The organism is Carnobacterium inhibens subsp. inhibens DSM 13024, from assembly GCF_000746825.1.
In the GTDB taxonomy this organism is placed as follows: domain Bacteria; phylum Bacillota; class Bacilli; order Lactobacillales; family Carnobacteriaceae; genus Carnobacterium_B; species Carnobacterium_B inhibens.
On record NZ_JQIV01000006.1, the window covers coordinates 23,183 to 42,152 of the forward strand.

Sequence of the window (18,970 nt, forward strand, 5' to 3'; positions counted from 1 at the left end):
TTTTTCTAAATAGGCTAATCAATAGTAGTATAGCAAAAAAATAACTAAATAGTTCTATGAAATTTGTAAGATAAATTGAATCTAAGGATTGTCTTCGCTATAATAAAGCAGGAATACTAATGAAAAATTAAAGATAACTTGACAGTAATAATTTTTTACAGCCAAGTAGGTTTAAAGGATGGTAGTAAAATGAAAATTTTAGTTCAAAAATTTGGCGGCACATCAGTAAAAGATGAAGAAAGCCGGTTATCTGCAGAAAAACATATCAAACATGCTATTTCATCTGGATATAAAGTAATCGTTGTTGTATCAGCAATCGGAAGAATGGGCGATCCTTACGCAACCGATTCGCTCTTATCTTTAATTGATGGAGAAAAGAGCTATTTAGATTTAAGAGAACGTGATATGTTGTTATCAGTTGGCGAAACAATATCAACTGCTGTATTTACAAACCAGTTGAAAAAAAATGGTATTCACGCAGTAGGTTTAACAGGCCAAAGTGCAGGTATTCGAACGAATGAAGATTTTGGGCAAGCGAAAGTTCAAGATGTCGATACTTCTGCCATTTATGAATATTTGAAAATAAATGATGTTGTAGTAGTAGCAGGATTCCAAGGAGTAAGCGATAATGGGCATGTGACAACCATTGGACGCGGAGGCAGCGATACGACTGCTGCTTTATTAGGTGGTGCTTTTAAAGCAGCGTGTATCGACATCTTTACAGATGTATCTGGCATGATGACTGCTGATCCTCGATTAGTTGAAAAGGCACAGTTTTTAAAAGTCGTGAGTTACAATGAAGTGAGCAACATGGCACACGAAGGAGCAAAAGTTATTGATCCTAAAGCAGTTGAAATTGCACAACAAGCGGGTATTCCTATTCGCATTCGTTCTACTTACCAATCAGTAACCGATACGGGGACACTTATTACAAATACAAAAATGCAAAGCGATCCACAACGCTTGGTAACAGGAATTGCACATGTGCCACATCTCGTGCAATTTACAATTGAAACCACCAAAGAATTGCAAGAATCCTTATTTAATCTTTTAGCTCAATCAGGTTTTAGTTTAGATTTCATTAACATATTTCCTGGGAAAATAGTTTTTACCCTTCCGCAAACTATTTCTGAAAAAGCGAAAGAACTATTAAATGAACAAAAGATTAGTTACGCCACTCATGAGAACTGTGCGAAGGTAGCTATAGTAGGTGCTGGTATTACAGGTGTTCCTGGAGTAACAGCTAAAATTGTTACCGCAATGGCAAAATTAAACATTCCAATTTATCAATCTGCTGACAGCTATACAACTATTTGGATCCTGATTGAAGAAAAAGATTTAAAAGAAGCGTTAACGGAATTGCATGAAGCTTTTTTACAATCCAATTAATTGGAACAAGAGCCAGTCAATTCTATTAAAGGCTTAAATAAGTCTATCATATGAGAATTAGCCTAAAAAAGCTTGCTAAAGATTGTTTTTTTGTTATTTTGGCGTATAATTAAGTAAATAGTAGACTAGAGGAGTACTGTAAGAGGTACTCCTCTTTTAGTGAGTAGGGAGAAAAAATGTTGAATATATTTAAGCCGACATGGATGGTAGAAGCTATTTACCATATCACACCAGAGCAGTTAAAAGCTCAAAACATAAAAGCTGTCTTAACCGACTTAGACAATACTTTGATTGCTTGGAACAATCCAGATGGAACCCAAGAACTAATTGAATGGATCAATGTGATGGAAGAAGCAGGAATACCTGTCGTGATTCTATCTAATAACAAGGCAGTGCGTGTTGAACGTGTAGCTAAGGTATTACATTTAGATTATGTTTCTAGAGCTTTAAAACCCACAACAGTTGGATTTAAAAGAGCAAGTAAAAAATTGAATTTGTCCAGTGATGAGATCATCATGGTAGGAGATCAAATCATGACTGATATTTGGGGAGCAAACCTAGCGGGGATCCGTAATGTATTAGTAAAACCGATATTGGATACTGACGCTTGGAATACTCGATTTAATCGTTTTATGGAATTGCATATAATGAACTATATGATTAAAAAAGATCCAACAATGAGATGGAGGAAGTCAATAAATGACGACAAAAGAATTAAATAATGAGGAAGAAATTCGTTGTATTGGTTGCGGAGCCATTATACAAACAACGAACAAAGAAGCTTTAGGCTATACTCCAGCTTCAGCCTTAGAAAAAGGACTAGAAAAAGGCGAAGTATATTGCCAACGTTGTTTTAGATTACGCCATTATAATGAGATACAAGACGTTCAATTAACTGACGATGACTTTTTAAGATTACTTAATGAATTAGGTTCTGAAGACGCCTTAATTGTTAACGTTATTGATATTTTTGATTTCAATGGTAGTTTGATACCTGGATTGCACCGTTTTGTTGGAAATAATCCAGTACTGCTTGTAGGAAATAAAGTAGATTTGCTTCCTAAATCACTAAAACGCGGCAAAATGACCCAATGGTTGCGTGAACGTGCTCATGAAGAAGGATTACGACCAGATGATGTTTTATTGACAAGCGCAATGAAACCAGCTGAAATGGAAATTTTATTGGATGCTATTGAAAAACACCGTAAAGGGCGTAATGTTTTTGTAGTAGGTGTGACTAATGTTGGAAAATCAACATTAATCAATCAAATTATTAAATCTACAGCTGGTGTGCAAGACTTGATTACAACATCTCAATTCCCAGGAACAACGCTGGACCGCATAGAAATTCCATTAGATGATGGAAAATTCTTGATTGATACACCGGGTATTATCCATCGTCATCAAATGGCTCATGTTTTAGGCGATAAAGATTTAAAATTGATTGCGCCTAAAAAAGAGATTAAACCAGTTGTTTATCAATTGAATGAAGGACAAACATTATTCTTTGGCGGAGTAGCACGTTTTGATTACTTAAAAGGCGGCAGACATTCCTTTACATGTTTTACTTCGAATGATTTGCATATTCACCGTACAAAATTAGAAAAAGCAGATGAATTATACCAAAAACAAGTAGGTAAATTATTACAACCACCTCGTGAAGACGAAGTTGAAGGTTTCCCCGAATTAGTTCGTTTTGAATTTTCTGTTAAAGAAAAAGCGGATATTGTTTTTGCAGGTCTTGGCTGGGTAACGGTAAATGAACCGGGATGTATCGTAGCAGGATGGGCTCCTAAAGGAATCGATGTTCTGATTCGAAAATCTTTGATATAACTAGAAAATAAAGTAGAAAAGATCGTTAAGGTCTTAATGGAGTGAATAGAATGAAATTAACTGGTAAACAAAAACGTTTTTTAAGAAGTAAAGCACATCATTTAAATCCCATTTTTCAAATAGGAAAAAATGGTTTAAACAAAGAAGTTATCGTACAAATTAGTGAAGCTTTAGAAAAAAGAGAATTAATCAAAGTTGGTTTATTGCAAAATACAGATGAAGTAGCTGAAGAAGTAGCAGCGGTTCTTGAAAAAGAAATCGGTTGTGATGCTGTTCAAATAATTGGTCGTGTAATCGTACTATTTAAGCCATCTACTCAAGAAAAATATCGACGTGTTTCTACTGAAATACCAAGAACAAAATAAACGTTTGATCTATACTATTTTCATGAAGAAAGGTGATTAGCTTGAAAAGGCAATCTTTTTCTACTAATAAGACACAAGTATTAACTGAAATCGAATTGGATATTCAACCAAAGAGAAGAGTGGGCATCCTGGGTGGGACCTTTAACCCTCCACATATTGGTCATTTAGTTATCGCCGATCAAGTTTGCCATCAACTCGGGTTAGAGAAAATTTATTTTATGCCAAGTGCAAATCCTCCGCATCAAGATGAAAAAAAAGCGATCGATGCTGCTCATCGTCTTCGAATGGTAGAATTGGCTACTGAGGATAATGACTATTTTAATGTTGAGAAAGCAGAAATTGAACGCGGTGGGAAAAGTTACACCTATGATACAATAGTAAAACTGAAGGAAGAAAATCCAGATACAGAGTACTACTTTATTATTGGTGGGGATATGGTTGAATATTTGCCTAAATGGTACAAAATTGATGAACTGGCTCAACTCGTGGAGTTTGTTGGTGTTAATCGTCCAGGTTACCCAATTTTTAGTCCTTATCCCATTATTTGGGTAGACGTTCCTTCAATGGACATCAGCTCAACTCTATTAAGGAAAAACTTGAAAATGAACTGTCCGGTAAATTATTTGATTCCTGAAAAGACATTAAAGTATATCCGTCAAGAAGGGTTGTATCTTGATGACAACTAATATAAATCAAATCGTCTATTCAAAAAAATACGTATCCTTAACTAGAAATGAATTGATCGAAGCTGTTCAAAGCCAAATAAGTTCGAAAAGATTCCAACATGTATTAGGTGTAGAGCAAGCCGCTGTTCAACTGGCTGAAAGATACGGTGTATCCATTGAGAAAGCCAGTATTGCAGCTCTAACTCATGATTATGCTAAAGAACGCAGCGATAAAGAAATGCGAGAGTTGATTTCCCATGAAAAGCTTGATTTAGAGTGGCTTGATTATGGGAGCAATATTTGGCATGGCCCTTTAGGAGCTCTTTTAGTAGAGCGTGAGTTAGGTATTTCAAATCTAGATATTTTAAATGCAATCAAACATCATACTGTTGGTGCAGAAAAGATGTCTTTATTGGAGCAAGTGATTTATGTTGCCGATTATATAGAACCTGGCAGAGATTTTCCCGGTGTAGAACAAGTCCGTACCCTTGCTGCAGACGATTTACAAGCAGCTGTTGGTTACGAAACAAAACAAACATTGCACTATTTGATTGAAAAAAATAGAAGAATTTATCCAAAAACAATTGCTACTTATAATAAATGGGTAGCAAATCCTTAGGAGGAACAATATGGAAAACGAAAGCATGAAATTAGTAGAATTAGTTGTAAAAGCAGCAGATGATAAGAGAGCAGAGGACATTATTGCAATGGATGTGAGCAAAATCTCTATTTTAGCAGATTGCTTTATTGTGATGCATGGGAACAGTGAAAAACAAGTCAAAGCTATTTCTGAAGAAATCATCGATCAAGCTGAAAAAGCTGGAATGGATGTAAGAAGAGTTGAAGGACGTGAATCATCTAAATGGTTATTAATTGACCTTGGAGAAGTGATTGTACATGTATTCCACTATTCTGAACGTTCGTTTTATAATCTTGAAAAATTATGGAGTGATGCTCCTTTGGTAGACATCACAAATATGGTTTAAGAAAGATGAGTTATCAAGTTTTTGCACAAGTATATGATGCAATTATGGATGAAACACTTTATGACCGTTGGGGAGTATTTGTAGACAGTCAATTTCAAAATAAGAGTCCAAAATTACTGGAACTTGCTTGTGGAACTGGAGCTTTAGCTGTAGCGCTGTCTAAAAGAGGGTATGATGTAACGGGATTAGATCTATCTGAAAATATGTTGAGCCTGGCTTATGAACGTGCTAGGAAAGAAGAAGTAGCCCTTCCTTTAATTGAGGCAGATATGATGGATCTTTCTGAAATCGGACAATTTGAAGCTGTAACTTGTTTTTCAGATTCACTTTGTTATATGCCTGATGAAGAAGCGGTATATAAAGTTTTTCAACAGGTCTATAATGTATTAACAGATGGCGGGAAATTTTTATTCGATGTTCATTCTATTTATCAAACGGATACTGTCTTTCCAGGCTATATGTTTAATGATCAATCTGAAGACATCAGTTTCTTATGGACAAGCTATGCAGGTGAGAAAGAACATTCTGTTGAACATGATCTAACTTTCTTTGTGTATGATGAAGAGTCAGACAACTATATGCGTTATGATGAAACACATAATGAACGAACATATCCATTAGAACAATATAAAAATATGCTCTCTAAAGCCGGTTTTTCTTCAATTGAAGTAAGTGCGGATTTTGGAGATGCAGAAATAACAAATGAAAGCCCTCGTTGGTTTTTTGTTTGTACCAAATAAATCGTTTATGAATGAAACTTTTTTAATGAAAAACAGAAAAATCAACTATGATTTTTCTGTTTTTTTACATAACGATTCCTCAAGAAAGGAGAGGTACTTTGTTAACACAGGCTTATCAAGTATTGCAAGAAACGTACGGGTTTACCGAATTTAAAACGGGACAAAAAGAAGTTATTGAAAAGGTCCTGCAAGGAAAAGATACATTAGCTATTATGCCTACAGGTGGTGGGAAATCTCTTTGTTACCAGATTCCTTCTCTAGTTTTCGAAGGGGTGACCATAGTAGTATCGCCTCTTATATCGCTAATGAAAGATCAAGTTGATGCCTTAACAGAATTAGGGATACCCGCTACTTATTTAAATAGTACACTAACAGCTGTCGAGATGAATGCACGTTTAAAAAAAGCCGTAAATGGTGAGTATAAATTAATCTATGTTGCTCCGGAAAGATTCCAAACAGAAGAAATTTTTTATTTGATGCATGCAATAACCATTTCAATGATAGCTATCGATGAAGCGCATTGTATTTCTCAGTGGGGTCACGACTTCAGACCAAGTTATTTATCTTTAGGCGAGTCTATTCAACAATTGGATTATCGCCCTGTTGTATTAGCTTTGACTGCTACAGCGACTCCAATTGTTTCGAATGATATATTGCAGTTGTTGGATATTGATCCGGATAATCGTGTGAAAACGGGATTTGAGCGTGATAATTTAGCCTTTCAAGTGGTGAAAGGACAAGAACGAAATCGCTTTTTACTGGATTATTTAACAGTAAATAAAGGGCAATCGGGAATCGTTTATGCTAGTACCCGAAAAGAAGTGGAACGTATTTATGAATTATTGAACGCCAAAAAGATTAAAGCTGGAAAATACCATGGCGGGCTGAGGGAAGATGAACGAAACGATTGGCAAGAAAAATTTCTTTATGATGAAGTTACGGTAATGGTAGCGACAAATGCATTTGGAATGGGTATCGATAAAAGTAATGTCCGATTTGTGATTCATTATCAAATTCCCAAAAATATTGAGGCATATTATCAAGAAGCAGGCCGTGCGGGTCGAGATGGATTGCCAAGTGATGCTATTTTATTATTTTCTCCTCAAGATATGCAGATTCAAAAATTTTTTATTGACCAATCAGAGTTAATGGAAGAATTGAAGAATCAAGAATATCGAAAATTAAGAGAGATGGCACAATACGGTTCGACACAAGTATGTTTGCAACGTTATATTGTTGAATATTTTGGAGATCAATGCAACGATTGTGGCAGATGCAGCAATTGTCTAGACGATCGTGAAGCGATTGATATTACATTAGAAACCCAAAAAGTGTTGTCTTGTGTGAAACGAATGGGTGAAACCTATGGAAAATCACTTATCATGAAAGTTCTAACCGGATCTAAAGATAAAAAGGTCACTCAATGGCATTTCGAAGAACTATCAACCTATGGATTAATGAAAGGTGTCCCTCAAAAAGAAGTGACACAGCTAATTGATTATTTAACGGCAGAAAAATTCTTAGCTCCTACTGATGGCCAGTACCCTATTTTAAAATTAACAGAAAAAGCTGTTACAGTATTAAAAGGGGAAATGACAGTCACTAGAAAACAAGCAAAAGTGGCGCAAAAAGTAGCAGTAGACGATGCTTTGTTTGATCAATTAAGAGAACTGAGACGCACATTTGCTACTGAGCAAAAAGTGCCACCCTATGTTATTTTTTCAGATGAAACATTGCATCAGATGTGTGTCCTTATGCCTCAAACTGAAACAGAAATGTTAAAAGTAAAAGGTGTGGGTGAAAATAAATTAGAGAAGTATGGCGAAGCTTTTTTAACATTTTTAAGACAAACTAAAGTAACCAGTTAAAGAGAGGGCTTTACTATGAAAAGTTGTGGTGTAGTTGTAGAATATAATCCCTTGCACAACGGACACGTGTATCATCTAGAAAAAACAAGAGAATTATCTGGCGCTGAAGTAGTCATTGCTGTTATGAGTGGGAACTTCCTGCAACGAGGTGAACCAGCCATTGTAGATAAATGGGCTAGAACACAAATGGCTTTAGCAGCTGGGGCAGATTTAGTCATCGAATTGCCAGTTTCATTTAGTGCGCAACCAGCAGATTATTTTGCTAAAGGATCAGTTTGTTTATTACATGCTTTAGGATGTGACGCTATTTGCTTTGGTTCAGAATCTGGTGACAGTAAAGACTATCAACAGATGGCTCATTTCCTAAATCAAAATGAAGCTATGATTGATCAGCGATTCAAAGAAAATAAAAATTCAGGACAGACGTATGCTACTCAAATGGCTCAAACTCTGGAAGAACTTACACCTCATCAAACTTTCTCTCTTTCTACCCCGAATAATATCTTGGGGCTGGCTTATGCTAGGGAAAATCTGCGCCATAAAAATCCGATGGAACTCTATACGACGACAAGAGTCGGATCTGATTATCATAATGAAGAATTGATGGAACAGAATTTTTCAAGTGCTACAGCTATTCGAAAAAAATTAGTTGGCAATCAGTTGAATAATGCTGCACTTGAAGAATTGAGACTAAGCATGCCAGATTGCAGTTTTAAACTAGTAACCTCTAAACCGCTAGTTAGTTGGGAAAATTATTGGTCTTATTTAAAATATCAAATAGAAGTACAATCTCTTGAAGAATTGCGTACGATATACCAGGTAACTGAAGGCATAGAATATCGATTAAAAGAATATGTACATGAGGCAGAAAGTTTTGAACAGTTTATTTCATTGGTGAAAAATAAAAGGGTATCTTGGGTTAAATTGCAGCGTTTATGTGTATATATCTTATTACAATTAAAAAAAGACGAAATGGTTGAGGAAATAAAAAAACCGCGAGCCATTCACTTGTTAGGTTTTAGTCCTTCTGGAAGAAATTACTTGAAAGAAAAGAAAAAAGAGTTTACTTTACCATTGATCACTAATGTAACTAAAAAAAATAAAAGTTTGTGGACAACTGATATAAAAGCAGGTAAGATTTATCAAATGGGGCAAATGGGTTTAATAAAAGAACAAGATTACTATCGTCAGCCAGTAAAATAAAATATATTTTTTTTGAAAATGCATATGAAAACAAGTTCTTATAAGGAAGACCTGTAAGGTAAAATACATTGACAAAGGATTCATTCACTAGTATAATAATCTTTGTTGCTTTAGGAGTGATGTAAAATGAAATGGTCATTAAACGAATTGCAAAAATACCGCAATGAACCGTTAGTTTTCTCTGAAACTGTTGACTTGAAAAAGACAATGATGAATCGAGAAAAAGAATTATTGGATGTTTCTCCAATTGATTTAGAAGGAACGCTCATTGTTCATGAAAAGGAAATCTTGCTTCATATGGTTGTTTCATTAACTGTGACACTACCCTCTGCAAGATCACTAAAACCAGTTTTATTCCCTATGACAGTTGGAATAGATGAAATTTATATTCCACCTTCTGTTACTCCTGGACCTACAATAGATAATGAGGAAGAAACAGTCATTCTTTTAGATAAAGATATGATCGATCTTACTGATGCTATTACGGACTCAGTTTTGTTAAATCTTCCTTTGCAAGTATTTACGCAAGAGGAACAAGAAGGGCAAGACATGCCTAGTGGAAATGATTGGGCTGTTATCTCTGAAGACGAATATAGTTCGAATTTAGAAACAGAAAAATCAGAAACTGAGGATCCGCGTTTTGCTGGGTTGAAAGATTTGTTTAAAGATGAATCTGACACTCAAGGTTAAGTATAGAATAAGTGCTATTTTCTAACATGAATTTGTATAGAAAAGCAATTTTTTAAGGAGGTGTAGTAGAATGGCAGTACCAGCAAGAAGAACATCAAAAGCTAAAAAAAACAGACGTCGTACGCATTTTAAATTAGAAGTGCCAGGTATGAACGCATGCCCTAACTGTGGTGAATTGAAAAAAAGCCATCACGTTTGTGCATCATGTGGACATTACGATGGTAAAGAAGTAGTCAGCAAAGAAGCTTAATTTTTTGCGAAATTATCATGAGATAATTTAAAACCCTTATTGAGACCATGGCTCAATAAGGGTTTTTTGTTTTGTGACAAAAAAATAAAGTGTACAAAAACAAAAAAGTACGTTAAATTTAAAAAGAATCGTTTAGAAAATCTGAAAATAAGTATATATATATATGTAAAAGGTGGGATGAAATGGAGTCCGGAACTTCCTTGATGATAGGGAAAGTGATATTATATTGTTTACCGCTTATACTATTGTTATTCTTTAGTAAGAGCATACGAAATCATTTTAAAAGACAACAATCAACAATAAAATTGCCAGATTTAATGATTCCATTTTTGATTATAGGTATTCATATTCTTAGTATGTTAACGTATGAATTTTCGTTGATTCCCTATTTTTTAATTTTTATTTTTAGTTTGGGAATTATCCTTTTAGTATGGACAGCAGTAAAAAAAGGAGAAATTTTGTATAAAAGCTTTTTTAAAATGTATTGGCGATTTGTCTTTATCAGTTCGATCTTTACTTACTATGGTTTAGTCTTGGCCAATATCTTTTTAACCTAGTCATATTTACTTTTTAAACGGGAAGGGAAACAACAAACGTTTAGACCCGAATCTTCTAGCGTATAATCCTATCCCTAAAGAGACAAAAACTGTTAGAGTTAAGAAAAACGGAGTAACTAATCTCAACATGGTCCTTATCCATCGAACAACATTCGTGAAGGGACATGGTCGAGTCTGGTTTTTGGAACACATTTTAGAATAAGCAGAAGGAAATAGCATAGAGGTTGAGACTTTGGTCTCAACCTCTTTTTTTTTGTAAATGTTTAAATTAGTGGGAACCCCCACCACAAGGAAACCCTCTAGAATTGAAATGTAAGGGGTTTGAAAAATAAAAAAGATTCTAATGAAAATATTTATGCCTTTTTTTGAATAATTGTGGAGGAAAGTGGGGCAATGTGGTAGACTGAAAATATCTAATTGGAGTTTGGGGTGAGACAGCTATGTTAATGGGTGAACACAAGCACAATATTGATGCAAAAGGTCGTTTGATTATGCCATCAAAATTTCGATCTGATTTAGGTGAGAAATTTATACTTACTCGCGGATTAGACGGATGTTTGTTTGGTTATCCCCAAGAATCATGGACTGCTCTCGAAGAAAAATTAAAACAACTCCCTTTAGCAAAAAAAGAAGCTCGTGCTTTTACAAGATTCTTTTACTCAGCGGCAGTTGAATGTGAATTAGACAAACAAGGAAGAATCAATATTCCACAAACATTAAGAGACCATGCTAAATTAGAAAAAATTTGCTATGTCATAGGGGTTTCAGAACGAATAGAAATTTGGAGCGATACAAGTTGGAACCAAGTTTCCCAAGATGCTGAAGAAATGTTTGATAGTATTGCTGAAGAGATGATTGATTTTGGATTTTAATTTTTAAAAAAAGTCCAAAGGTAATATAAATAAATGTAAAATTTAGAATGAAAAATATGGAGTAAGGTAGGCGAAAAAATGACAGCATTTAATCATGAAACAGTTTTATTGCGAGAAACAGTCGATGGGCTGTCGTTATCTCCAGAGGGCATTTATGTTGATTGCACTCTAGGCGGAGCCGGTCACAGTGAATATTTATTATCACAATTGAATGGAAACGGGCATTTATTTGCTTTTGACCAAGATGAACGTGCAATTGAAAATGCAAAAGTTCGATTGGCTGAGTATGTTGATAAAGGTATGGTTACCTTTATCAAATCAAATTTCCGTCATATTAAAGAAGAATTAACAAATCTTGGTATAAATGAAGTAGATGGTATTTTATACGATTTAGGTGTTTCTTCTCCGCAATTAGACGAAGCAGAACGAGGTTTTAGTTATCATCAAGATGCACCTTTAGATATGCGAATGGATACCGATGCTCCCCTGACAGCTAAAGAAGTGATCAATGAATGGTCATACCAAGATCTAATAAGAATTTTTTATCGTTATGGTGAAGAAAAGTTTTCAAAGCAAATTGCTCGTAAAATTGAAGCGGCGAGAGAAATCAAGCCAATAGAAACAACTAATGAGTTAGTAGAATTAATTAAAGCAGGTATACCTGCACCAGCCAGAAGAAAAGGCGGACATCCTGCGAAACGCGTTTTCCAAGCCGTACGTATTGCAGTGAATGATGAATTGTCATCTGTTGAAGATTCCTTGGAACAAGCTATTGATTTGTTAGCAATAGGTGGTCGTATCAGCGTGATTTCTTTTCATTCACTTGAAGATCGAATTGTTAAGTCTATTTTTAAAGATCACTCCAAAGGTCCTGAATTGCCACGTGGTTTACCAGTTATTCCAGAAGAATTTCTACCAGAATTAAAATTGATTACTAGAAAGCCAATTTTACCTTCAGAAGAAGAATTAGAAGTAAACAATCGCTCAAGAAGTGCCAAATTACGAATTGCAGAAAAACAAAATAAACTAATTTAAATAGTAGAAGACAGGAAGGAAGTATTAGAATATGCCATTAGAAAGTAACCTAGCTAGAAATATTGAAATCGAAGTACCTTTTCAGCCGCAGGTAGCTCCTACTCCTAAAAAGGAAAAAATACATACTCCTTTAACTAAAAGAATAGGCATCACAAAAGGTGAGAAACTACTTATTAGTTCTGTCTTAATTGTTTTATTTGCTTTAATCGCTGTCAGTATTTCGTTAGAGATTACGATTGCTAGTACCAACCGTACATTGCAAGACACAACAACATCTATTGCCGAGTCAACGACTGTCAATGATAATTTGAAACAAGAAGTTCAAGAATTATCTCGATATGATCGTGTATATGAAATAGCAAATAAATTCGGCCTAGAAATGAATGAAGAAAATGTTAGGAATGTTATAAAATGAATAATAAAAATCCTCTAAAAAACAGAAAAAAGGTTGCCATACTTTTATTTTTTGGCACCATTCTTTTACTAGTCGTTTTTGCGGGACGGATTGCATTTATAATGGTAAAAGGTGAAGTCAACGGAGAAGATTTATCCCAAAACCTAAACAATTTATACACAAGAAGTAGCGTACTAGAAGCAAACCGAGGAACCATATACGATGTTGGGGGGGAATCGGTTGCTATGGACGCTACTTCTTATTCTTTAGTGGCGGTTTTAACGGATAAATGGTCTAATGCTGAGGAACTTCAACATGTAACTGACAAACAAAAAACTGCTGAGGCATTAGAAAAACATATTTCAATGAGCAAAGAAGAAATATTAACTAAATTAAATCAAGAAGATCTTGATCAAGTTGAATTTGGTGAAGCAGGAAAAAATCTATCCTATGATACAAAAAAAGATATTGAAGAAGAAAATTTACCGGGTATTGTTTTTGAAGAAACACCTACAAGGCTTTACCCTAATGGAATATTTGCTTCGCATTTAGTCGGTTATGCTGCATTACCTTCAGGAGAAAAAGAGGATGTTTCTAGCACAGACTTAACAGGCATGATGGGTATTGAGCTTGCTTATGACGATATATTGAAAGGTACAGATGGAAAAACAATTTACCAAAAAGATAGTTTTGGATATGTTATCCCAAACTCTAAAGTAGAAACAACTGAGCCTGTAAACGGAGATGACATTTATCTTACTATAGATAAACGCATGCAAGTTTACATGGAGAATGTTATGAGTGAAATTGATGAAAAATATGATCCAGCTATGGCAACAGCAACATTGATCAATCCTGAAACTGGAGCGATTATTGCTGCATCTCAAAGACCGACATTTAATGGAACTACAAAAGAGGGTATTGATCAATTGTGGCAAAATTTATTGGTAGAAAATACCTATGAACCAGGATCTACAATGAAGATACTCACTTTGGCAGCTGCTGTCAGTGAAGGAGTTTTTGATCCAAATGAGTACTTTAAATCAGGAGTAAAAAACGTTTCAGGAGGACCAATTCATGATCACGATCCAAACGGTTGGGGTACTATATCCTACTTGGAAGGTTTAGCGCGTTCAAGTAATGTGGCATTTGCTAACCTAATGGAAAAAATGAGTCCAGAAACTTGGAAAGAATATATGGATGCATTCGGAATTGGCCAAACGACTGATTCTGGTTTAGCAAATGAAGCTAAAGGTTCAGTTGCTTTTAACTATCCTCTAGAACAAGCTAATACAGCGTTTGGACAAGGGTTAACCGTAACTGCATTTCAAATGCTGCAGGCTTTTACTGCTGTAGCAAATGATGGGCAAATGATGAAACCACAATTTATTAGTAAAATCGTTGATTCCGACACAGGGGAAGAAACCGTCATTGAGCCGGAAGTTGTTGGGGAACCTATAAGTGAAGAGGTAGCGGATCAAACATTAGAGTATCTAAAAGAAGTCGTTTATAACAAAAATGGTACAGGAGTGGGCTATCAAATTGATGGTTACGAAATTGCTGCAAAAACTGGAACTGCAGAAATTGTCAATCCTGAAACAAAACAGTATTATAGTGGTGGAACAAATTATATTTATTCTGTAGCAGCTATGGTTCCGGCAGACGATCCAAAACTAATACTCTACATCACCGTGAAACAGCCTAAAATTAAGGATGGAAGTACAACGGGTAGTGGAGTAGTAAAAGAAATTTATCATCCTATTATGAAACGGGCATTAGAATATTTAGCTTTAGGTGAAGAAGAAGATGCTGAAGCTAATTCAGTCGAAATGCCAAAAGCTACTGGAATATCAAAAGAAGAAGCCTTAAAATCATTAGAAGATACTCAGTTAAATGTGACCGTTGTTGGAAATGGTGATACAATAGTACAGCAATTACCGTTACCAAACGAAACAACTATTGAAAATCAACGCATCGTTTTGATGACGAATGGTGCGATGACTATGCCTGATATGATGGGGTGGTCAAAGAATGATGTGTTGAAGGTTTCAGAAATTACAGGATTGGAATTTACTTTTGAGGGTGAAGGGTATGTAGTTAGTCAAAGCCTAGAACCAAATGCAAATATGCATGGTGCAGATAAAATTACTATAGTATTAGAAACTCCACAAGAATAGAAAAAGGTGAAAATAATGAAAGCAATTGAATTGATCAAACCATTAAAAACTACAAAGTACTCAATGGATTTTTCCGATAATTTGGAAATAGCTAACATTACCCAAGATACGAGAGAAGTTGAACCTGGTTCACTTTTTATTTGTATTATTGGTTCTGTTAAGAATGGACATGAATTGGCTAGTGAAGCTGTTCAAAAAGGAGCAGTATTAATTGTGGCAAGCGAACCCATAGAGGTTTCAGTTCCAGTTGTATATGTAAATAACACAATGAAGGCTATGGCTCATTTAGCAGCTGCTTTTTATGATTATCCTAGCCAAGATCTACGTGTAATAGGTGTAACCGGTACAAATGGAAAGACGACTGTTACTCATCTTTTGGATTATATATTCCATGATCACAAAGAAAAAACTGGAGTTATCGGAACGATGTATCGCCGTATTGGTTCTAAAGTGTTTGAAACAAAGAATACGACCCCAGATAGTATTACTCTTCAAAAAACATTAAATGAAATGCGGAAAAGTGAAGTGAAAACCTGCTCGATGGAAGTCTCTTCACATTCATTGGTTCAAGGAAGAGTATGGGGGACGGATTTTGACGTTGCTATTTTTACTAACCTAAGTCAAGATCATTTAGAATATCATCATACGATGGAAAAATATGCTGAAGCGAAAAGCTTGTTGTTCTCACAATTAGGAAATGGGTACGAACAGGGCAATCCTAAGTTTGCTATCCTGAATTTTGATGACCCAGTCGGCAGAAGCTATGAAGAAAAAACAGCTGCTACTGTTTTTTCTTATGGAATTGATCAACCTGCTGACTTTAAAGCTACTGATTTAAGTATCACAAACAAAGGAACACGTTTTAATTTAAATTTTGAAAATCGTGTTTACGAAGTACAATTACAATTAGTTGGTAAATTCAATGTATCAAATGCATTAGCAGCAATTGCTGGAGCCTATGCTGCGGGTCTTGATTTGCCTTCTATTATTCAATCGATTAGTGAAATAAGCGGTGTAAGAGGACGTTTTGAAATTGTCAAAGGTGAACATGATTTTGCAGTTATCGTTGATTATGCACACACACCAGATGGGTTGCTAAATGTTTTAAATGCTGTAAATGAAATTAAAGTTGGTAATGTATTTTGTGTAGTAGGTTGTGGTGGAGACCGCGACCGCACGAAACGACCAATAATGGCTGATATTGCACAAAAGAACTCTGATAGGGTCATTTTCACAGCGGATAATCCAAGAACAGAAGATCCTATTGAGATATTAAAAGAGATGGTCTCAGGTTTAAGTGCAGACACTTATCAATTGATTCCGGATAGAAGAGAAGCTATCCAAGCAGCTATACAACAAGCCAAATCAAATGATATTGTGTTGATTGCAGGAAAAGGTCATGAAGATTATCAAATCATCGGCACTGAAAAACATCATTTTGATGATGTTGAAGAAGCTGAAAAAGCAATTAAAATAAAAAACAAAGATAAATAGGAGCGTAATATAATGCAATGGACAGAAATGATAGTTGCAATTGTGAGTAGTTTTGCTTTAACTATTATGGCAATGCCGATCGTGATTGGATTTTTTAGAACAAAACAATTAGGCCAAACAACAAGAGATGAAGGGCCTAAGTGGCATGAAGTAAAAACAGGAACACCTACAATGGGAGGCGTCGTGTTTTTAGTAGCTGCTATTATTTCGACTATTTGGGTTGCCTTGTGGCAGGACGTCTTTTCTTTAGGAATTGGTTTATCTTTATTTATTCTTGTTTTATATGGATTGCTTGGATTCTTAGATGACTTCATTAAAGTATTTAAAAAGAGAAACCTTGGATTAACATCTAAACAAAAATTAATTGGACAAATACTTGGAGGAGTTTTATTTTTTGCAGCGTATCTTTATGATGGGCTTCCAACAGAATTGAATCTTTATTTCTTAGGTACAATCGACATTGGTTGGTTCTATGGATTGTTCATTATTTTTTGGCTGGTTGGGTTTTCAAATGCCGTTAACTTAACAGACGGGCTAGATGGTCTAGTAGCCGGAACGGCAAGTATTGCATATGGAGCATATGCGATTATTGCGTGGAATCAACAACAGACGGATATTTTAATTGTTTGTTTAACTGTAATCGGAGGATTGATTGGCTTTTTCTTTTTTAATAAAAAGCCAGCTAAAATATTCATGGGTGATGTTGGGTCATTAGCTTTAGGCGGTGGATTGGCTGCTGTTTCTATTTTATTACATCAAGAGTGGTCACTTCTATTGATTGGTTTGGTGTTTGTTATGGAAACGGCCAGCGTTATGATCCAAGTTACTTCTTTCAAGTTGAGAGGTAAAAGAGTGTTTAAAATGAGCCCAATTCATCACCACTTTGAAATGAGTGGTTGGAGTGAATGGCGTGTTGTAGTAACTTTCTGGTCCATTGGATTAGTAGCTGCAGTATTATGTCTATTAATTGTTCTATAATACTGAAATGTAAAAATATATTGAGTTTTATAAAAAATCCTTTATTTTAAGAAGAAGAGGTTTAGAGATGAAAAACATAAAACGATATGAACATAAAAAAGTATTGGTTTTAGGCTTAGCTTTAAGTGGAGTAAATGCCGCTAAATTATTACACGCACTAGGTGCTTTAGTAACGGTAAATGATTACAAAAATTTTGATGAAAATCCTCAAGCACAAGAGTTGTTAGAATCAGGTATACGAGTTGTCACAGGGGGGCATCCTGTTGAATTATTAGATGAAGATTTTGAATGGGTTGTGAAAAACCCAGGAATCATGTACAACAATCCCATTATTGTGAAAGCAATCGAAAAAGGTATACCCGTCATAACCGAAGTTGAATTAGCTTATGAAGTAGCTGAAAGTACGATTATTGGAATTACAGGTACAAATGGTAAAACAACCACTACGACAATGATTGCTGAGTTGTTAAATGCGGGACGTTCAAAAGGACATGCATACGTAGCTGGAAATATTGGTACGCCTGCAAGTCTTGTGGCTCAAAAAGCGACAGCAGATGATGAAATCGTTATGGAATTGTCTAGTTTCCAATTAATGGGAATTACAGAATTAAAGCCACACATCGCAGTGATAACAAATATTTACTCTGCTCATTTAGATTACCATGGTACAAGAGATGAATATGTAACGGCTAAAATGAATATTACTAAAAACCAAACAGAAAAAGATTACCTCATATTAAATTGGGACCAACTCGAATTAAGAAAGCTAGCGAAACAAAGCAAAGCTCAAATTATTCCATTCTCTAGAAAAGAATTTTTAGAAAATGGTGTTTATTTACAAGATGGCGTTATTTATTACCAACGAGAGCCTGTTATGGCAAAAGAAACTATTTTAGTTCCTGGTGAGCATAATGTTGAAAATGCGATGGCAGCTATCGCAGTGGCTAAGTTATTGAATCAAGAGAATGGCGTTATTCGAAATAGTTTAGAAAATTTTGCGGGTGTAAAACACCGTACACAATTTGTAATGGAGTTGGAAGAAAGACGTTTTTACAATGATTCAAAAGCCACCAATACATTGGCAACTGAAAATGCTTTAAAAGGTTTTGATGTGCCGATAATCTTATTAGCTGGTGGATTAGATCGTGGAAATGATTTTGATGATTTGATTCCAACAATGAGCAATAAAGTAAAAGCCCTGATTGTTTTTGGGGAGACAGCAATGAAGTTAAGCGAAGCAGGCAAAAAAGCTGGGATAGAAACAATTATTCCAGTTCAAAATGTCGAAGCAGCAGTTCCAGTAGCTTATGAATTAAGTGAACCAAATGACGTGATTTTGTTATCTCCCGCTTGTGCTAGCTGGGATCAATACCGAAGTTTTGAAGTTCGTGGAGATGCCTTTATTCACTCCGTAGAGCAAGTAGCAGAAGAAGTAACAGCAGCAGAGGAGGAATAGGCCATTTGGTCTGATAAC

The 18,970-nt window shown here is 35.3% G+C and carries 20 protein-coding genes; all 20 read left to right on the forward strand.

All coding sequences use genetic code 11. From position 1 onward, the window contains the following. Window positions 1-189: 189 nt before the first annotated feature. The 20 genes from dapG (at window position 190) to murD (ending at window position 18,952) form a co-directional block, all read left to right on the forward strand. Entirely contained in the window at window positions 190-1,389 is a 1,200-nt protein-coding gene (gene dapG, locus BR65_RS01295; RefSeq protein ID WP_034536402.1) for an aspartate kinase, read from the forward strand. A 176-nt stretch (window positions 1,390-1,565) separates the two neighbouring features. Then, window positions 1,566-2,111, forward strand: coding sequence for a YqeG family HAD IIIA-type phosphatase (locus BR65_RS01300; RefSeq protein ID WP_034536403.1), 546 nt, complete (start codon window positions 1,566-1,568; stop codon window positions 2,109-2,111). Then, window positions 2,089-3,222 (forward strand): ribosome biogenesis GTPase YqeH, encoded by a 1,134-nt coding sequence (gene yqeH / locus BR65_RS01305; RefSeq protein WP_023177366.1) that lies wholly within the window; start codon window positions 2,089-2,091, stop codon window positions 3,220-3,222. The genes BR65_RS01300 and yqeH overlap by 23 nt, the downstream gene beginning before the upstream one ends. Before the next feature lie 50 nt (window positions 3,223-3,272). Further along, window positions 3,273-3,587: a ribosome assembly RNA-binding protein YhbY gene (gene yhbY / locus BR65_RS01310; protein ID WP_023177367.1), complete on the forward strand. Its 315-nt coding sequence runs from the start codon at window positions 3,273-3,275 to the stop codon at window positions 3,585-3,587. A 41-nt stretch (window positions 3,588-3,628) separates the two neighbouring features. Continuing rightward, a complete protein-coding gene (locus tag BR65_RS01315) occupies window positions 3,629-4,273 on the forward strand; it encodes a nicotinate-nucleotide adenylyltransferase (RefSeq protein ID WP_034536404.1) in 645 nt (214 codons plus the stop codon). Between the two features lie 10 nt (window positions 4,274-4,283). Next, a complete protein-coding gene (gene yqeK / locus BR65_RS01320) occupies window positions 4,284-4,871 on the forward strand; it encodes a bis(5'-nucleosyl)-tetraphosphatase (symmetrical) YqeK (RefSeq protein WP_211251494.1) in 588 nt (195 codons plus the stop codon). A 10-nt stretch (window positions 4,872-4,881) separates the two neighbouring features. Then, entirely contained in the window at window positions 4,882-5,238 is a 357-nt protein-coding gene (gene rsfS / locus BR65_RS01325) for a ribosome silencing factor (RefSeq protein WP_023177370.1), read from the forward strand. Window positions 5,239-5,243: 5 nt separating this feature from the next. Further along, a complete protein-coding gene (locus tag BR65_RS01330) occupies window positions 5,244-5,978 on the forward strand; it encodes a class I SAM-dependent DNA methyltransferase (protein WP_034536406.1) in 735 nt (244 codons plus the stop codon). A 47-nt stretch (window positions 5,979-6,025) separates the two neighbouring features. Further along, window positions 6,026-7,846: a DNA helicase RecQ gene (gene recQ / locus BR65_RS01335; RefSeq protein ID WP_201768287.1), complete on the forward strand. Its 1,821-nt coding sequence runs from the start codon at window positions 6,026-6,028 to the stop codon at window positions 7,844-7,846. Window positions 7,847-7,861: 15 nt separating this feature from the next. After that, window positions 7,862-9,049, forward strand: coding sequence for a nucleotidyltransferase (locus tag BR65_RS01340; RefSeq protein WP_034536407.1), 1,188 nt, complete (start codon window positions 7,862-7,864; stop codon window positions 9,047-9,049). 126 nt (window positions 9,050-9,175) lie between these two features. Beyond that, the gene (locus tag BR65_RS01345) at window positions 9,176-9,739 is read left to right on the forward strand and encodes a YceD family protein (RefSeq protein ID WP_034536408.1); all 564 of its coding nucleotides are present in this window, start codon (window positions 9,176-9,178) and stop codon (window positions 9,737-9,739) included. Window positions 9,740-9,809: 70 nt separating this feature from the next. After that, window positions 9,810-9,989 carry a 50S ribosomal protein L32 gene (gene rpmF, locus BR65_RS01350; protein WP_023177375.1) on the forward strand — a complete coding sequence of 60 codons (180 nt, stop codon included), beginning with the start codon at window positions 9,810-9,812 and terminating at the stop codon, window positions 9,987-9,989. A gap of 203 nt (window positions 9,990-10,192) precedes the next feature. Further along, on the forward strand, window positions 10,193-10,546 hold the full coding sequence (locus BR65_RS01355) for a DUF3397 domain-containing protein (RefSeq protein WP_236620752.1): 354 nt from the start codon (window positions 10,193-10,195) through the stop codon (window positions 10,544-10,546). A 440-nt stretch (window positions 10,547-10,986) separates the two neighbouring features. Next, window positions 10,987-11,418, forward strand: a complete 432-nt coding sequence (mraZ, locus tag BR65_RS01360) for a division/cell wall cluster transcriptional repressor MraZ (protein ID WP_034536410.1) — start codon at window positions 10,987-10,989, stop codon at window positions 11,416-11,418. A gap of 78 nt (window positions 11,419-11,496) precedes the next feature. Further along, window positions 11,497-12,453 carry a 16S rRNA (cytosine(1402)-N(4))-methyltransferase RsmH gene (gene rsmH, locus BR65_RS01365; protein WP_034536411.1) on the forward strand — a complete coding sequence of 319 codons (957 nt, stop codon included), beginning with the start codon at window positions 11,497-11,499 and terminating at the stop codon, window positions 12,451-12,453. Between the two features lie 31 nt (window positions 12,454-12,484). Continuing rightward, the gene (ftsL, locus tag BR65_RS01370) at window positions 12,485-12,868 is read left to right on the forward strand and encodes a cell division protein FtsL (RefSeq protein WP_023177381.1); all 384 of its coding nucleotides are present in this window, start codon (window positions 12,485-12,487) and stop codon (window positions 12,866-12,868) included. Between the two features lie 101 nt (window positions 12,869-12,969). Next, complete coding sequence (locus BR65_RS01375; RefSeq protein ID WP_244877139.1) at window positions 12,970-15,024, forward strand: penicillin-binding transpeptidase domain-containing protein; 2,055 nt, start codon at window positions 12,970-12,972, stop codon at window positions 15,022-15,024. Window positions 15,025-15,039: 15 nt separating this feature from the next. Continuing rightward, complete coding sequence (locus tag BR65_RS01380) at window positions 15,040-16,518, forward strand: UDP-N-acetylmuramoyl-L-alanyl-D-glutamate--2,6-diaminopimelate ligase (RefSeq protein WP_034536413.1); 1,479 nt, start codon at window positions 15,040-15,042, stop codon at window positions 16,516-16,518. A 12-nt stretch (window positions 16,519-16,530) separates the two neighbouring features. After that, on the forward strand, window positions 16,531-17,496 hold the full coding sequence (gene mraY / locus BR65_RS01385; RefSeq protein WP_023177384.1) for a phospho-N-acetylmuramoyl-pentapeptide-transferase: 966 nt from the start codon (window positions 16,531-16,533) through the stop codon (window positions 17,494-17,496). Window positions 17,497-17,563: 67 nt separating this feature from the next. Continuing rightward, the gene (murD, locus tag BR65_RS01390) at window positions 17,564-18,952 is read left to right on the forward strand and encodes a UDP-N-acetylmuramoyl-L-alanine--D-glutamate ligase (RefSeq protein ID WP_034536414.1); all 1,389 of its coding nucleotides are present in this window, start codon (window positions 17,564-17,566) and stop codon (window positions 18,950-18,952) included. Window positions 18,953-18,970: the final 18 nt, after the last annotated feature.

Coding starts and splice junctions, on each gene's coding strand:
- rpmF (WP_023177375.1), top strand. CDS start 9,810: ATGGCAGTACCAGCAAGAAGAACATCAAAAGCTAAAAAAAACAGACGT.
- yhbY (WP_023177367.1), top strand. CDS start 3,273: ATGAAATTAACTGGTAAACAAAAACGTTTTTTAAGAAGTAAAGCACAT.
- rsmH (WP_034536411.1), top strand. CDS start 11,497: ATGACAGCATTTAATCATGAAACAGTTTTATTGCGAGAAACAGTCGAT.
- BR65_RS01330 (WP_034536406.1), top strand. CDS start 5,244: ATGAGTTATCAAGTTTTTGCACAAGTATATGATGCAATTATGGATGAA.
- recQ (WP_201768287.1), top strand. CDS start 6,026: ATGATTTTTCTGTTTTTTTACATAACGATTCCTCAAGAAAGGAGAGGT.
- rsfS (WP_023177370.1), top strand. CDS start 4,882: ATGGAAAACGAAAGCATGAAATTAGTAGAATTAGTTGTAAAAGCAGCA.
- BR65_RS01300 (WP_034536403.1), top strand. CDS start 1,566: ATGTTGAATATATTTAAGCCGACATGGATGGTAGAAGCTATTTACCAT.
- yqeH (WP_023177366.1), top strand. CDS start 2,089: ATGACGACAAAAGAATTAAATAATGAGGAAGAAATTCGTTGTATTGGT.
- BR65_RS01375 (WP_244877139.1), top strand. CDS start 12,970: ATGGTAAAAGGTGAAGTCAACGGAGAAGATTTATCCCAAAACCTAAAC.
- mraY (WP_023177384.1), top strand. CDS start 16,531: ATGCAATGGACAGAAATGATAGTTGCAATTGTGAGTAGTTTTGCTTTA.
- mraZ (WP_034536410.1), top strand. CDS start 10,987: ATGTTAATGGGTGAACACAAGCACAATATTGATGCAAAAGGTCGTTTG.
- murD (WP_034536414.1), top strand. CDS start 17,564: ATGAAAAACATAAAACGATATGAACATAAAAAAGTATTGGTTTTAGGC.
- BR65_RS01340 (WP_034536407.1), top strand. CDS start 7,862: ATGAAAAGTTGTGGTGTAGTTGTAGAATATAATCCCTTGCACAACGGA.
- BR65_RS01380 (WP_034536413.1), top strand. CDS start 15,040: ATGAAAGCAATTGAATTGATCAAACCATTAAAAACTACAAAGTACTCA.
- BR65_RS01355 (WP_236620752.1), top strand. CDS start 10,193: ATGATAGGGAAAGTGATATTATATTGTTTACCGCTTATACTATTGTTA.
- BR65_RS01345 (WP_034536408.1), top strand. CDS start 9,176: ATGAAATGGTCATTAAACGAATTGCAAAAATACCGCAATGAACCGTTA.
- ftsL (WP_023177381.1), top strand. CDS start 12,485: ATGCCATTAGAAAGTAACCTAGCTAGAAATATTGAAATCGAAGTACCT.
- dapG (WP_034536402.1), top strand. CDS start 190: ATGAAAATTTTAGTTCAAAAATTTGGCGGCACATCAGTAAAAGATGAA.